The 13617-nt window shown below is 60.4% G+C and carries 8 protein-coding genes and 1 pseudogene; 4 read left to right on the forward strand and 5 right to left on the reverse strand.

Features of this window, described 5'->3' with window-relative positions; all coding sequences use genetic code 11:
* The first annotated feature begins 62 nt into the window (after positions 1-62).
* The 3 genes from OX462_RS23365 to OX462_RS23375 are packed head-to-tail and all read left to right on the forward strand — an operon-like array spanning position 63 to position 3644.
* Positions 63-1592, forward strand: a complete 1530-nt coding sequence (locus tag OX462_RS23365) for an ABC transporter ATP-binding protein (RefSeq protein WP_409027185.1) — start codon at positions 63-65, stop codon at positions 1590-1592.
* Complete coding sequence (locus tag OX462_RS23370) at positions 1589-2668, forward strand: ABC transporter permease (RefSeq protein ID WP_409027186.1); 1080 nt, start codon at positions 1589-1591, stop codon at positions 2666-2668. The genes OX462_RS23365 and OX462_RS23370 overlap by 4 nt, the downstream gene beginning before the upstream one ends.
* Before the next feature lie 4 nt (positions 2669-2672).
* Entirely contained in the window at positions 2673-3644 is a 972-nt protein-coding gene (locus tag OX462_RS23375) for an ABC transporter permease (RefSeq protein ID WP_034754516.1), read from the forward strand.
* Positions 3645-4157: 513 nt separating this feature from the next.
* On the opposite strand, the pseudogene OX462_RS23380 reads toward OX462_RS23375, so the two are convergent.
* Positions 4158-4742 (reverse strand): annotated as a pseudogene (locus OX462_RS23380) (NUDIX domain-containing protein); the annotation flags it as partial.
* 95 nt (positions 4743-4837) lie between these two features.
* Here OX462_RS23380 and OX462_RS23385 point away from each other — a divergent pair.
* Positions 4838-5602 (forward strand): DeoR/GlpR family DNA-binding transcription regulator, encoded by a 765-nt coding sequence (locus OX462_RS23385; protein WP_070291089.1) that lies wholly within the window; start codon positions 4838-4840, stop codon positions 5600-5602.
* A gap of 35 nt (positions 5603-5637) precedes the next feature.
* On the opposite strand, the gene OX462_RS23390 is transcribed toward OX462_RS23385, so the two are convergent.
* The 4 genes from OX462_RS23390 to OX462_RS23405 form a co-directional block, all read right to left on the reverse strand.
* Entirely contained in the window at positions 5638-6708 is a 1071-nt protein-coding gene (locus OX462_RS23390; protein WP_409027187.1) for a S1/P1 nuclease, read from the reverse strand.
* A gap of 2 nt (positions 6709-6710) precedes the next feature.
* Positions 6711-7940 (reverse strand): phospholipase D-like domain-containing protein, encoded by a 1230-nt coding sequence (locus OX462_RS23395; RefSeq protein ID WP_409027188.1) that lies wholly within the window; start codon positions 7938-7940, stop codon positions 6711-6713.
* 16 nt (positions 7941-7956) lie between these two features.
* Positions 7957-9654 (reverse strand): bifunctional metallophosphatase/5'-nucleotidase, encoded by a 1698-nt coding sequence (locus tag OX462_RS23400; RefSeq protein ID WP_409027189.1) that lies wholly within the window; start codon positions 9652-9654, stop codon positions 7957-7959.
* Positions 9655-9810: 156 nt separating this feature from the next.
* Entirely contained in the window at positions 9811-13245 is a 3435-nt protein-coding gene (locus OX462_RS23405) for a TonB-dependent receptor (protein ID WP_409027190.1), read from the reverse strand.
* Positions 13246-13617 lie beyond the last annotated feature (372 nt).

The raw sequence follows: 13617 nt of genomic DNA on the forward strand, positions 1-13617 counted from the left end.
GCGCGCCGCCGGGGCCTGTCTCCGCGCGGCGCGTTTCCATGAAACTATCCAGTTATGAACCTATGCAGCCAGCAGTAGAATTTCGCAGCATTTCCAAGCAGTTTGGACATGTGAAGGCGAACGCCGACGTCAGCTTCTCCATCGCCAAGGGCAGTATCCACGGCCTGGTGGGAGAGAATGGCGCCGGCAAATCGACCTTGATGAGCATCCTGTACGGGTACTACCGTGCCGACGGCGGAGAAATCCTGCTCGACGGGAAAGTACAGCCTATCCGCAACAGCCAGGAAGCGATCAACCTCGGCATCGGCATGGTGCACCAGCACTTCATGCTGGTCGAGAACTTCACCGTCCTCGACAATATCATGCTGGGCACGGAAGGCGGTTTTCGCCTGGCCAGCCACCGCACGGAAGCGGAAGCGAAACTGCGCGAGATTTGCGCGCGCTACCGCCTCGACGTCGACCCGCTGGCGAAGATCGAAGACTTGTCCGTCGGCGCGCAGCAGCGCGTGGAAATCCTCAAGCAGATTTACCGCAGCGCCAGTATTCTGATCCTCGACGAGCCGACGGCCGTGCTGACGGCCCAGGAAACGGCCTCGCTGTTTGAAATCCTGCGCCTGTTCAAGGAGCAAGGCAAGACCATCATCCTGATCACGCACAAGCTGCAAGAGATCCTGGAAATCACCGACAACGTCACCGTCATGCGCGGCGGCACGGTGGTGGGCGCCGTGGCAACGGCCGGCACCTCGAAAGAGGAACTGGCCAACATGATGGTGGGCCGCCCCATCCAGAGCCACCTGCCCCGCGCACCGTACAATCCGGGCGCCACGGTGCTGGAAGTGGCTGATCTGCAACTGGCCGACGCGCAGCAAGTCAAATTGCTGGCCGATATAGGTTTCAACTTGCGCGCCGGCGAAATCGTCGCCATCGCGGGCGTTTCCGGCAATGGCCAGAGCGAGCTGCTGGAAATTCTGTCGGGCATGCGCTTGCCGACGTCCGGCAAGCTGCGTTTTCTCGACAAGGACTTGCCGTTTGCCAAGCGCCACGATGCCGACGGCTTGCCGCTGGCCTTCCGCGAGCTGGGCATCGCCCACATTCCGGAAGACCGCTTGCGCGATGGCGTGGTGAAGAATTTTTCCGTCATGCAGAACACCATCCTCGGTTACCAGGATCACCTGAAAAACCGCTGGGGCCTGTTCAACTTCAAGGCCATCGGCGCCCGCTGCGCGGAACTGCTGAAAACGTTTGATGTGCGCCCGGCCAATCCGGACCTGCGCATCGGCTTACTGTCCGGCGGTAATCAGCAAAAAGTGGTGATCGCGCGCGAAGTGCTGGCCAAGCCGAAACTGATGCTGGTGGGGCAACCCACGCGCGGCGTCGACATCGGCACCATCGAAAGCATCCATACGCAATTGCTGGCCCTGCGCGACGCGGGCGTGGCGATCCTGCTGGTGTCCGTCGAACTGGAAGAAGTGCGGGCGCTGGCCGACCGCATTCTCGTCATGTGCGGCGGACGCATCACCGGCGAACTGAAAATTGAAGAATTCGATACCACCCGCATCGGTCTGTTGATGGGGGGAATGCATAAATCATGAATAACGACTTGCCACGCTGGGCGACAGCCTTTGTCATGCCCATGTTAAACCTGCTGTCGGCCTTGCTGGTCGCAGCCCTGGTGATTTATATGCTGGGCGAAGACCCCGCCGAATCGCTGTCGATCCTCGTCCACAGCGCCATCCTCAATCCGGAAGGATTGAGCTACACGCTGTTCTACGCCAGCACCTTCATTTTCACGGGCCTGTCGGTTTCCGTGGCGATGCAGGCCGGGCTGTTCAATATCGGTTCCGAAGGCCAGATGTATATCGGCGGCCTGGGCCTGACGGTGACCATGCTGGCCTTCGACCAGACCCTGCCCGCCTGGCTCTTGATTCCTGCCGCCATGATCGGCGCGGCCCTGTTCGGCGCCTTGTGGGGCTTTTTGCCCGGTTATCTGCAAGCGAAGCGCGGCAGCCACATTGTGGTGACCACCATCATGTTCAACTTCATCGCCGCCAGCCTGATGAATTTTATTATCGTAAAGTACCTGATTCCGCCGGGCGAGCAGAACACGGCCAGCCGCGTGTTTGCGGAAAGCGGCGAAATGCCGCGCCTCTCCACCTGGTTCCCGTCGCTGGGCGACACGCCGCTGAACATCAGCTTTATCCTGGCGATCGCCGCGCTGGTGATCTACGGCGTGATGGTCTGGCGTTCGTCGTGGGGCTTCAAGCTGCGCGCCACGGGCCTCAACAAGCACGCGGCCCACTATGCGGGCGTGTCGATCAGCAAGATGATCATCGTCGTCATGCTGATCTCGGGCGCGCTGGCGGGCCTCGGTTCCGTCAATTCCATCATGGGTTCGACCCATTACCTGTCGCTCAATTTTGTGGGCGGCGCCGGTTTCATCGGCATCGCCATCGCCCTGATGGGCCGCCAGCATCCGGTCGGCATCTTTTTGTCCGCCGTGCTGTTCGGCGCGCTGATCCAGGGTGGTTTCGACCTGTCGCTGGAAAAACCGAATATCCCGACGGAAACTTTCATTTTCATCCAGGGCTTGATCATCCTGTTCTGCGGCGCCATGGAAAACTTCTACGCACCGGCCATTTCCGCCCTGCTCAAGCGCACCAAAGGCTAACACCATGACACTCGACGACTTTCAATTCGCCAGCATCCTGGTATCGACCGTGCGCAATGCGCCCGTCCTGATCTTTGCCGCCATGGCCGGCCTGTTCGCCGAACGCAGCGGCATGATCGACATCGGCCTGGAAGGCAAGATCCTGGCCAGCGCCTTCGCTTCCGCCGCCGTCGCCTACACGACGCAAAACCCGTATTACGGCATGGCTGCAGGCATGCTCGTCTGCGTCGCCCTGGCCCTGCTGCAGGCGTACGTCAGCATCACGCAAAAGGGCAACCAGCTGGTGGCCGGCATGGCGATCAACATCGCCATGAGCGGCCTGACCTTCGTGCTGGCACAATTTTTCTTCCAGCAGGGCGGGCGCACGCCCGACCTCGGTTCGGCGCGACTGTTCGACGTCGTCTTGCCGGGCACGCAGTACGTGGAGCATATTCCCTTCATCGGCTGGGTGTATGCCCATCTGATCGGCGGCCATTCCATCCTCGTCTACGTGGCCTTCCTCTTGATCCCGCTCGTGCACTGGCTGCTGTACCACACGCGCTTCGGCCTGCGCCTGCGCGCCTGCGGCGAAAACCCGCATGCGGCCGACTCGGCCGGCGTGAGCGTGGAAGCGACGCGCTACCTGGCCATGCTGGTGGCGGGCATCCTGTGCTCGTTCTCGGGCGCGTATCTGGCCATCGTGCAAAGCGGCTTCTTCCTGCGCGACATGTCGGCCGGCGCCGGCTATCTGGCCCTGACGGCCATGGTGTTCGGCAACTGGCGCCCCGTCTACACCTTCCTCGGCTGCCTGATGTTCGGCTTCTTCGCCGCCATCCAGATTCAAATTGAAGGCGTGGACTTGCCCGTCGTGGGCCGCATCCCCGGCTCGCTGATCCAGATGGTGCCGTACGTCGTCACCGTGATCGTGCTGGCGGGCTTGATGGCGAAATCCATCGCGCCGAAGGCTATCGGCATCCCCTTTGTAAAATCGCGTTAAGAGCACCTGAGAAAATACCCATGGCGTCGTTGCCTTGCCTCGTCGTACATTCGTACTGCCTTCGGCAAGACGCCTAGCCCTGGGCATTTTTCAGGCGCTCCCTAAAATGACAAAAAGCGAAGCCTTTGGGCTTCGCTTTTTTTACGCCTGGGTAATCTCGTCCAGCGAGAAATACACGGGTAAACCGAGATCCTGCGCCACGGCCACCATCTGGTCCGCTCCGCCAGACGCACCGCCGATACGCAGCACGGCATCGCAGTGGCTCAATAAACGCGTCGCATGCGCGTGGAACAGTTCCTCGTACACGGCGTCACCCACCCGGGTGGAACCGGCCAGCGCCAGCATGGGCAAGGCCAGCCATTCACCGAGCACGGGCATGTGGCCCTTTTCATACAGGGGCAGGCAGACGGCTTCCATGGCTGCCACATTCGCCGCCATCAGGGCCGGGTCGTCGCCCGTGCCCGAACGGTAAGGGCCGGCTACGAGAATCTGCTGCCCCTGTTTGCCTGGCATCAAATGCAGCTGCGCATGCTGCAGCAGCATGATGGTCTTGCCGTCGCAGATGCGCCCGTCCGCCACCATCCGCAGCGCTTGCGCCAGCGGCAACTCCAGCACCTCGATGTCTTCGCCCTCGTGCGCCAGGCCGCCGCCGTCGCCGATGCGGCTGGCGGGGTCGTATTCGGCGACAAAGAAATGCAGGCGTTCCGTCACGGAACCGGGGCTCATGAAGGCTTGGAACACCTTGTGCACCTGCCCCACCCGGTAACCGGTTTCCTCTTCCACCTCCGCGCGGATGCGCTGCTCGGCGCTGGCTTCTTCCAGCAAGCCGGCGGCCGACTCGATGAGAAAACCATCGTGGCCTTCGCGGTAGGTAGGAAAGCGGAACTGGCGGATCAGGATCACCGTGCGTTTGGCCTTGTTGTAGAGCAGGATGGTGGCTCCGTCGCCACGGTCATAAGTTTCCCGCGTCTGCGTCTGCCATTCGCCATCGTGGCGCAGATAGTCGAACGTGGTCTTTTGCAGCAGATACCAGTCATGCGACAGGGTCTGCACCTGCTGGATGCGGACCCGTTCCTGCTTGCTATTTTCTTCGCGCATAGTGTCTCCTTGTGTTTACATGTGCTTGCCTTCGCCGACTTTATCATGCAAACTCGTGCAATATCAAGAAAATACAAGAACACTCAAGAAAAACCATGCTGACACATCAACGCAAACAATACCTGCTGGACATGCTCCAGCGCGAAGGGCAGATCGTCGCCAAGGCCGTCAGCGATAGTCTGGGCTTGTCGGAAGACACGATACGGCGCGACCTGCGCGAATTGGCGAAAGAAGGGCTATTGGAACGCGTGCACGGCGGCGCCCTCCCCTTGCTGCCAAGTTCGCCCGCGCTGGCGCCGTTTGCGGCCCGCGAACAGATTTCGCCCGAAGCCAAGCCCGCCATCGGACGCGCGGCAGGCGCCATGATACAAACGGGGCAAGTGGTGTTTCTCGATGGCGGCACGACCGCCGTGCAGCTGGCGCGCCAGCTGCCGCGCGATTTGCGCGCCACCGTCGTCACGCACAGCCCCTCGGTTGCCGTCGAGCTGGTGCATCACCCTTTCATCGAGGTGCTGATGCTGGGCGGACGCCTGTACAAACACTCGATCGTGGGCGTCGGCGCGGCCACCGTGGAAGCCATCGGTCGCATCCGCGCCGACCTGTATTTCATGGGTGTATCCAGTCTGCATCCGCAAGCGGGCATCACCACCGGTGATTACGAGGAAGCGTGCGTGAAACGCGCACTGAGCGAGGCGTCAAACCGCACCGTCGTGCTTGCCTCGTCGGAAAAGTTCAACACGGCCTCGCCGTTTCAAATCGCACCCATGAGCCAGGTCAACGATATCATCGTGCACCGCGACGTGGAAGACGCCCTGGTCGCGCCCTTCCGCGAGATGGGCATCGGCATCACCGTGGCATGAAAAAAGCGGCCCGCAGGCCGCTTTCGGATGACACCTTACTGCGGCCAAATCGCCTGCAGCACGGCAGCGAGGCGATAGCCCGCCTCGGTCAGCTGCTGCTTCGCCAGCGCAGAACTCGGTACCGGATAGTTGTCCGGCACCGTCAGGGTCCAGACGTTGTAGACCTCGCCCTTGCGGCTGGTCTGCTGCGTGGCGGGACCGGCCACCACATCCGTGAAAGCAAGCTTTGACGCCGCCAGCGCGGCATCGGCCCACTGATACGGCCAGGTGGCGGGGTCGCCGCTGTTGGCGCTCACCACGGGAACGCTGGCGATCACGGTGCGGGCGAACTGCTGCGGCGTGCGCGTGCTGAGGCGGCGCATGGCGTAATCGACCACGGTCGTGTCCCAGTACGAATGCAGGGGCTTGGTGGGCGACTTCGGATAGCTGCTGGCAGGCTTGGCATCGCCCGCTTCCGCCGGCAGCGGCGCGGGAATCACGGCATCCGACAAGGCCGTCATCTTCGCATCGTCGAGCAGCAAGTCGTTGCCGCCGCGCGCATTGAAGATGGCCACGTCGTCGATCTGCGCCTGTGTGGCGGGCACGAAGAACTGGCCATCCTTGCCGAGAAACGCATTGCCCACATGCAATGGCTGGTGGATATCGCCCACCAGGTGCGTGATCAGGATCAGCGCTTCGCGCTGGCTGAAACCGTGCGGATTGCTGGCCGCATCGGCCTTGCCCTGCAACACCAGGATCGCCCGCTTGAGCGTCTGCACGATATCGTCATCGGCCGTGCCCACGCCATGGTCGTGGTAATGCGCATGTTGAAAAGGCACGTTCGTGTAGTGATATTCGCCATGCTTGGGATTCGCCGCGACATAGCTCAACATCTCCGGCGATTGCGGGCCGCAATACGTGCCCTTCACGCAATCGGGCCAGTTGGCGATCTTTTCCAGGCTTTCGCCCGGCAACAGCAATTTCTCCAGCCGAGCCTGGGCCGCGCTGCCTTTGAGCAATTGATCGGCAATGGCGCCCACGGCGCGGTGGCCATCGTTGCCCCAGGCCAGCACATTGCTGGAAGCGAATGCGGCGCCCAGCGCCAGCACGCAGAATAGTTTCTTCATGCTTATTCCTTTGCTTGCGGCGTGGCTTTCGCCGGCTTCGGATACCGCTTGTTGATGTCGATCGGTTGCGCATACGCCGAGCTCCACGTCTGCTCATGCAGCGCGGCAATGCGCTGCGCCATGGCATCGTTACGCAGCACCACTTCCAGGTTGCGCGACAAGTCGAAATAGCCGCCCGCCCAGTTGCTCGTGCCGACCCAGGCCAGCTTGCCATCAATGCTCATGGTCTTGCTGTGGATCACGCGCGCAAACGGGATGAAACCCGTCGAGGCCGTAGGAATCGTCACGATGCGGATTTCCACGTTCGGCACCAGGGCCAGGCTTTTCAGGTAGGCGATGGCCGGCGCTTCCGTATTCCAGGCGGACACCATCAGCTTGATTTTGACGCCACGCTGGGCGGCGGCGCGCACGGCGTTGTCGATCACGGCGTAGTACGGCCGCGTGCGGTTCGGGCCATACGACAGCGGCGCATAGTCGAGCAACTGGATGCGCACTTCGTTTTTCGCTTCCGCCAGCAGGGCGGGCAAGCCCGTTTCCGAGTCGCCCACGCCGGCCGGGTTGTAGGCGTTCGGGCTGGCCAGCAGGAAAGCGTTTTGCGCGTAATTGGCCGGCACGACCTTGCTGTTGAGCATCGTGGCGCGGCTGCCTTGCGACGTCAGCGCCTGGGCTTGCCAATCCTGTTCAAAAATCGCCTGCACCTGGCCCACCATGGCGGGTTCCGTGATCTTCAAGCCCGTTTCATGGATGTGCTCGAACGAGCGCCAGTCGAAGTTCTGGCTGCCGATGTACGCGACTTCACCATCGACGGCCAGGTATTTCGCGTGCACGATGCCGTTGCCCGTGATTTTATTGAAATCGATGAGGCGCAAGTCCAGGTTGGGAATCGCCTTGATGCGGGCGATGGTCGCCGCTTCCGACAGGCCCACGCCCTTCTGGTCCAGCAGGAAGCGGATCTTCACGCCGCGCTGGCCGGCGGCCGTCAAACTGGCCAGCACCTTTTCAAAGGCCGTGCCCGGTTTGCTGACGGCATAGAACTGGGCGATGACGATCTCTTTCTTGGCCGAATCGAACAGCTCGCTCCACACGGCGACGGGCTCGCGCAGGTCGGGATTGGTCAAGCTCGTTTCCACGGGCGAGGTGTGCACCAGCTCAAAGCCGGGTATCGTGAAATCGGCGTGGGCCGTGCCCGTGAACAGGGTAGTGACGAGCAGGGAAACAGATAAATGACGCATGGTTATTCCTTGTAGATTATTTGACGCGCACGATGCGGCCCGCCGCCGTGGCGCTGCCAGCGGGCTTGCCGGCGCGCGCGCGGGCGATCAGGTAATCGCTGAAGGCGTCGATGTCGCGCACGCCCGTGTCCAGACGGCGCGTGCCGGCCGCCAGCACGGTAAAGCGGTCGCCGCCGCCGGCGAGGAAACTGTTGGCGGCGACACGGTATTGTTGATTGTCTTCCAGAGGAATACCATTGAGCATGATGCTGCCCGGCAGCACACGCTGGCCCTGCGGCCGCGTGCTGTCCCAGCGATAAGTAAAACCTTCGGACACTTGCAGCAGATTGTTGTCCTCCGCTTCGGCGCCCGGCCATTGCTGCTCGAGCAAGGTGCGGATTTGCGCGCCGGACAAACTCACGACGATCAGCGTATTGCCAAACGGCACCACTGCCTGGTTCTGGCCCACATTCGTCATCAGGCCGGCACCCGCTTCCAGGTCCTTGCGGATGCCGCCATTGTTCATCAAGCCGATTTGTGCACCGGCAGCGCGTGCGCCGAACAGGGTGCTGTCGGCCACCAGGTCACCCAGCGCGGAAGCGCCGCTGCCCTTGGTGCTGCGGCCCACGCTGGGCACGGCGATGGCGGCCACGGGACGCGACAATTCGGCTGCGCTGCGCTGCTTGACCGATTCCAGGTAGGCTGCCACGGCAGGGTCCGGCTCATACATGCCTGGCAACATGACGACGTTTTGCGCGCTGGCATCAACAACGGCATTCTTGACGGGATCGACCTTGAGTTTGATGCGCGTCAACATGTGCCCGCCCATCTGTGCCTGCGTCACTAGCCGGCCATCGACGCGGCACAGATAGCCCTGGTGCGAATGGCCGCTGATGACCAGCTGGATGGCCGGGTCGAGGCGCTTGACCACGTCGACCACTTCGCCCTTCAGGTGGCTGCAGTCGGGCTGGTCGACGGCTTCCTTCGTCTCGCCGCCCTGGTGCAGCAGCACGACGAACACGCCCACGCCCTGCGCGCGCAGTTGCGGCAAGGTGGCGTTGATGGCGTCCGCTTCATCGCCGAACTGCAGGCCGGCAATGCCGGCGGCCGTCACCACGGACGGCGTATCTTTCAGCACGGCACCGATCAGGCCCACCTTGACGCCATGCGCCTCTTCGATGCGGTAGGCGGGCAGCAAGGACTTGCCCGTCTGCGTGTCGATGACATTGGCCGCCATATAGGTATAGCTGGCGCCCTTGAAGTCGGGCGTGAACTTGCAGGCCTTGTCGGCGCGCGATGACTCGCAACCGCCGCGCTGCTGGCGCAGCAATTCCGCCTTGCCCTGGTCAAATTCATGGTTGCCGACGGAGCTGGCTTTCATGCCCAGCATGTTCATGGCGACGATGCTCGGTTCGTCCGCCCACAGCGCCGACATGGCGGGGCTGGCGCCGATCAGGTCGCCATTGCCGACAAAAATCAGCTGCGCATCTTCGCGCCGCCACGCTGTCAATGCGCCGGACAGGGTATCGATGCCGCCCGCCTGCACCGTCTTGCTCCCGGCATCGGCGGCGCTCGTGTAGGTGAATTTGCTGCGGTCGAGGTTGCCATGAAAATCGTTCAGGGCGACCAGGTTGATATCGATGGGCGTCGCGCTAGGCGCGGGAGGCGTGGCACAGGCGGCCAGCAGCACAGTCAGGGCCGCCGCGGCGGCCAGTGGTGTCGGATGATGTTTCATGGTCCCCACATGGTTATCAGTATTCAAAAAAGCCGTCTCATCCGGGGGGACGCCGTGCGCCGCAAGCCCATCAGAGTATTACCAGAAAGCACAACATAAACGAAAAAACGGCCGGTGTCGCCACCAGCCGTTCGGAACGTCAATCAAGCGTCGAGATTAGAACTCGTACTTGACCGTCGCCTGGATCGCCCATTGGGACTCACCCTTTTGTTGACGCACGGTGTAGTCTTCTACCTTGTCACGCACTTGATAGATGTAGCGACCTTGAGCATCGAGACCGGCAAAATCAACAAAGTTACGCGTTTGACCGCCAGCCGAGCGGAAAGCCATTTCATTGATACGGCCCCACTTGCGGTTGATCATGTTGCCCACGTTGAAGAAGTCCATCGTGAAAACGCCTTTGTTGCCTTTGAAGAAGCCTGGGACTTCCTGGCTGACACGCATATCGAAGCTGTTGGTCCAAGGCGAGAAGCTGTCGTTACGCTTCACCACGCCGCCTTTCGAACTGCGCAGGTCGCCGTTTGCGTTCACAAATGCCCAAAAACGATCTTCGTTGGCATGGTTGGTTGCCGTATCGCCACGGAATACCACTTCGCCCGAACCTGGTTTCGATGGGATATACATCAAGTCATTGCCGCTGACGCCGTCACCGTTCAAGTCATTGCTGTAGGTCCAGCTGTATGGTTTGCCCTTGCGGCCTTCATAGAACAGGCCGAAGCTGGTCTTGTAGTTGTCGAAGAAGCGTTTCTGGAAGTTCAACACAGCATTGAAGCGGTCTTTCACCAGGTAGCCGGAATTGGCGGCGACGTTTTCATTCGGATTGAAGATCGAACGGGCGTTGAAGTTCGATGTCGATACCGACGAGGTCAGCGGCGACACTTCCGTTGCATCCGTATAGGTGTAGGCAACCGACCAGCCAAAGCCCTTGGTCATCGGCTGGCTGACCGACAGCGTCACCAGATTACCCGCGCCCTTGTCCGTTTTCTGCGCAACCATGACGTTGTTGAACGCAGGGTTCTTGAGTGCCTTGGCGAAGGAACCCGCGCAACCCGCATTGGTCGACGACAAGCCACCGGTGGAAGTCCAGCAGTTCGTATTGTAGGCAGTGTTCGAATAGTACAACGCACGGCCATCGGTACCGGTACGCGTCGCCGCGCCCAGGTTCAGATGCTCATAGTAAATGGCATCCTTGTTTTGCGTGCGCAGGTATTCCGCGCCGAAAACCAGGCCCATCCATGGCAACTCATGTTCGAATGCCAGGTTGCCCTTCCAGATCGATGGCTGGCGCAGGTTAGGCGACAGGAAGTCGACGTTGGCTGCAGGGGCGGCATCAGGGAAGTTCGTCGGCTGGGTGTTCGGATCAGGATTGAACAAGCCACCTACCGATGGGCAAGCCTTGAAGCCGCTGGTGCCGCAACCGACGATACGGGTTGCCACGCCAGGATTGGCGAACGGGTTCGACATCCAGACCGTGGCTGCCGCGCCCTGGAACAGGCCGACGCCGCCGCGCAACTGGGTAGGACGGGCGCTGTCAAACTTGTAGTTGAAGCCCACACGTGGCTGCCACAGTGTCTGACCATCGATGGTTTGCGTATTGTTCAGGCCAAAACCACCGCTTTGTGCCTTGCCCGTCTGCGCGTTGGCAGCCACCATAGGTGCAGCCGCAGCAGCGTTATACAGCGGACGGTCGCTGATGCCGGCCTTGTCGACACGCACGCCATACTGCACGGTCAACTGTTTGTTGACGGTCCATACGTCCTGAGCGAAGAAGCCATAGTTTTTCAGGCTGAAATCAGCAATGGCGTTTTCCAGCGAGCCACCTGGCAACGGTACTTGCACCTGGTAAGAGCTCGGGCGTCCGGTACGGAAATTTTCCAGTACGGCTTGTTCCTGAAGAGCGGCCGAGCTGTTGCAGTTGAAAGTAGTGCTGCCGTCAGGGTTCGGTTTGACAAACGAGTATCCGACATTATTGATACAGCCGAAGGTGTAGTTGCCGTTGATGTTCTGCAGGAACGCATTGTAGACATCGTTCTTGCTGAAGTCGGTGCCGAACTTGACTTCATGATCGCCCAAGGCCCAGTTGGCGCCCAGGTAGGCATCCTTGGTCTTGGTGCGCAAGACGTTGAACTGGTACGACTGGTCGGTACCAAAGTTCAGGTAGCGGTCTTTGGTCGACACGCCTGCAGGCGATCCTGCCGGCACATCACCCGTAAACTTGAGGGACATGGTTGGCAGGGTGGAATTGTTCTTCGGCAGACTTTCATAGTCGCGCGACGATACTTTGAATTCCGTCGAGAAATTTGGCGTCCAGTCGGCAAACCACTGGCCGACGATGGTTTCGATCGACTTTTCCTGCGAGCGCCAGGCCGAGTTCAAGGCGATGCCGCTATCCGATACACCGGTAAACATCGGCTCGGATTGATCGGTTTTGGAGTAGCGAACCATCGCGCGATGGTTGTCGTTGATGTTCCAGTCCAGTTTCAGCAAGACATCATCTACCGTCAACTTCGTGCCTGCGGGGACGGCCGTGGTACCAACTGGCAAGTTGTACTTATCCTTGGCAATCGTCTGTAAAGCGGCAATAGCGGACTCGGTAATACCGACGTTCGTCATCGCGCTGCCAATGGGACCAAAGTTTGGCGCAGTGCGAGTGCTTTCCAGCTTTTCCTTGTTGGCAAAGAAGAACAGCTTGTCCTTGATCAGCGGGCCGCCGACGGAAATGCCCTTGGTCGTTTCGCGGAACGGCGCTGGCGCGTAATAGCTGTCTTTGACGTTGTCGTAACGGTCACCGGCCATGCTGTCATTACGGAACACGTAGTAGACGCTGCCCTTGATATCATTGGTACCGGACTTGGTCACGGCATTGATATTGGCGCCCGTATAGCCTTTTTGCGTCACGTCGTAGTTGGCGACGTTCACTTGCACCGACTGGATCGCATCGATCGAGATCGGCTGCTTGGCCGTCGGGCTGCCGTTCGATTCCAGGCCGAACGTATCGTTCACGGCCACGCCATCGATGGTCATCGAGTTGTAGCGCGAGTTTTGACCGGCAACGGACAATTCGCCCCGCTCTTTGTCCGTTTGAGAAACACGCGGATCGGAACGGGCGTAATCTTGCAGATTGCGCTGGATCGACGCCTGCATGGCCAATTCGTTCGCGCCGATGTTGGTGCCCGCACCCATGTTGCTGCGGTTAAAAATCTGTGCGCGTGCGCCCGTGCCCGTGACGTTTACGGTTTGCATCTGGGCGCCCAGGGTGGCGTCTACATTGGCCGTTTCCGCCAGCTGCACGTACACGCCTTCGCGTTTTTCCACTTCACCATTCTTGGTGATGGTGATGGTGTATGGACCGCCGGCGCGCAAGCCGCGGGCGACGTAGCGGCCTTCCGCATCGGTCGTCACATTGCTGACGGAACCCGATTCGGTATGCACGATGGTAACGGTGGCACCAGCTGCCGGCTTGCCGTCGGTGGCCGAGATACGGCCGCCGATGGAAGACGTAGTGTTCTGTGCGAACGATGGTGCCGCCGCCAGTGCAATAGACAGGCTGAACGCGATTTGCGTTAGCCGAAGTCGCTTGTGATTGATCATCTTTAACCCCAGAAAAGACTATTATTTTTGAACATCCTGGATTGCCCACCGTCCGGCTGCGCCGCACAGCAACACAAACACAAGATATCCTCTTTACGATGCTGCAACTGTTACGCCGGCGGGACTGGCTGCGGTCCTGACAAGACCATCACAAAACGCCGCTCCACACATCACAACCATTTATATCCAGACAATAACGGTGAAAAAAACTGCTACCGATGCGTATGACCCAGGGCGCTAGCACCTGTGTCATTCATCCCACATGCTTAGCCGGCCAACATGGCAAGCCGCGAGTGTAATTGTTAAATATTTCAAGACTGTGACACGGCGGCAAAATGCAGAAGAATGTCGTCATTTAGTTGCGCGACTGTT

This window comes from Janthinobacterium aestuarii (assembly GCF_046113285.1).
GTDB lineage: Bacteria > Pseudomonadota > Gammaproteobacteria > Burkholderiales > Burkholderiaceae_D > Janthinobacterium.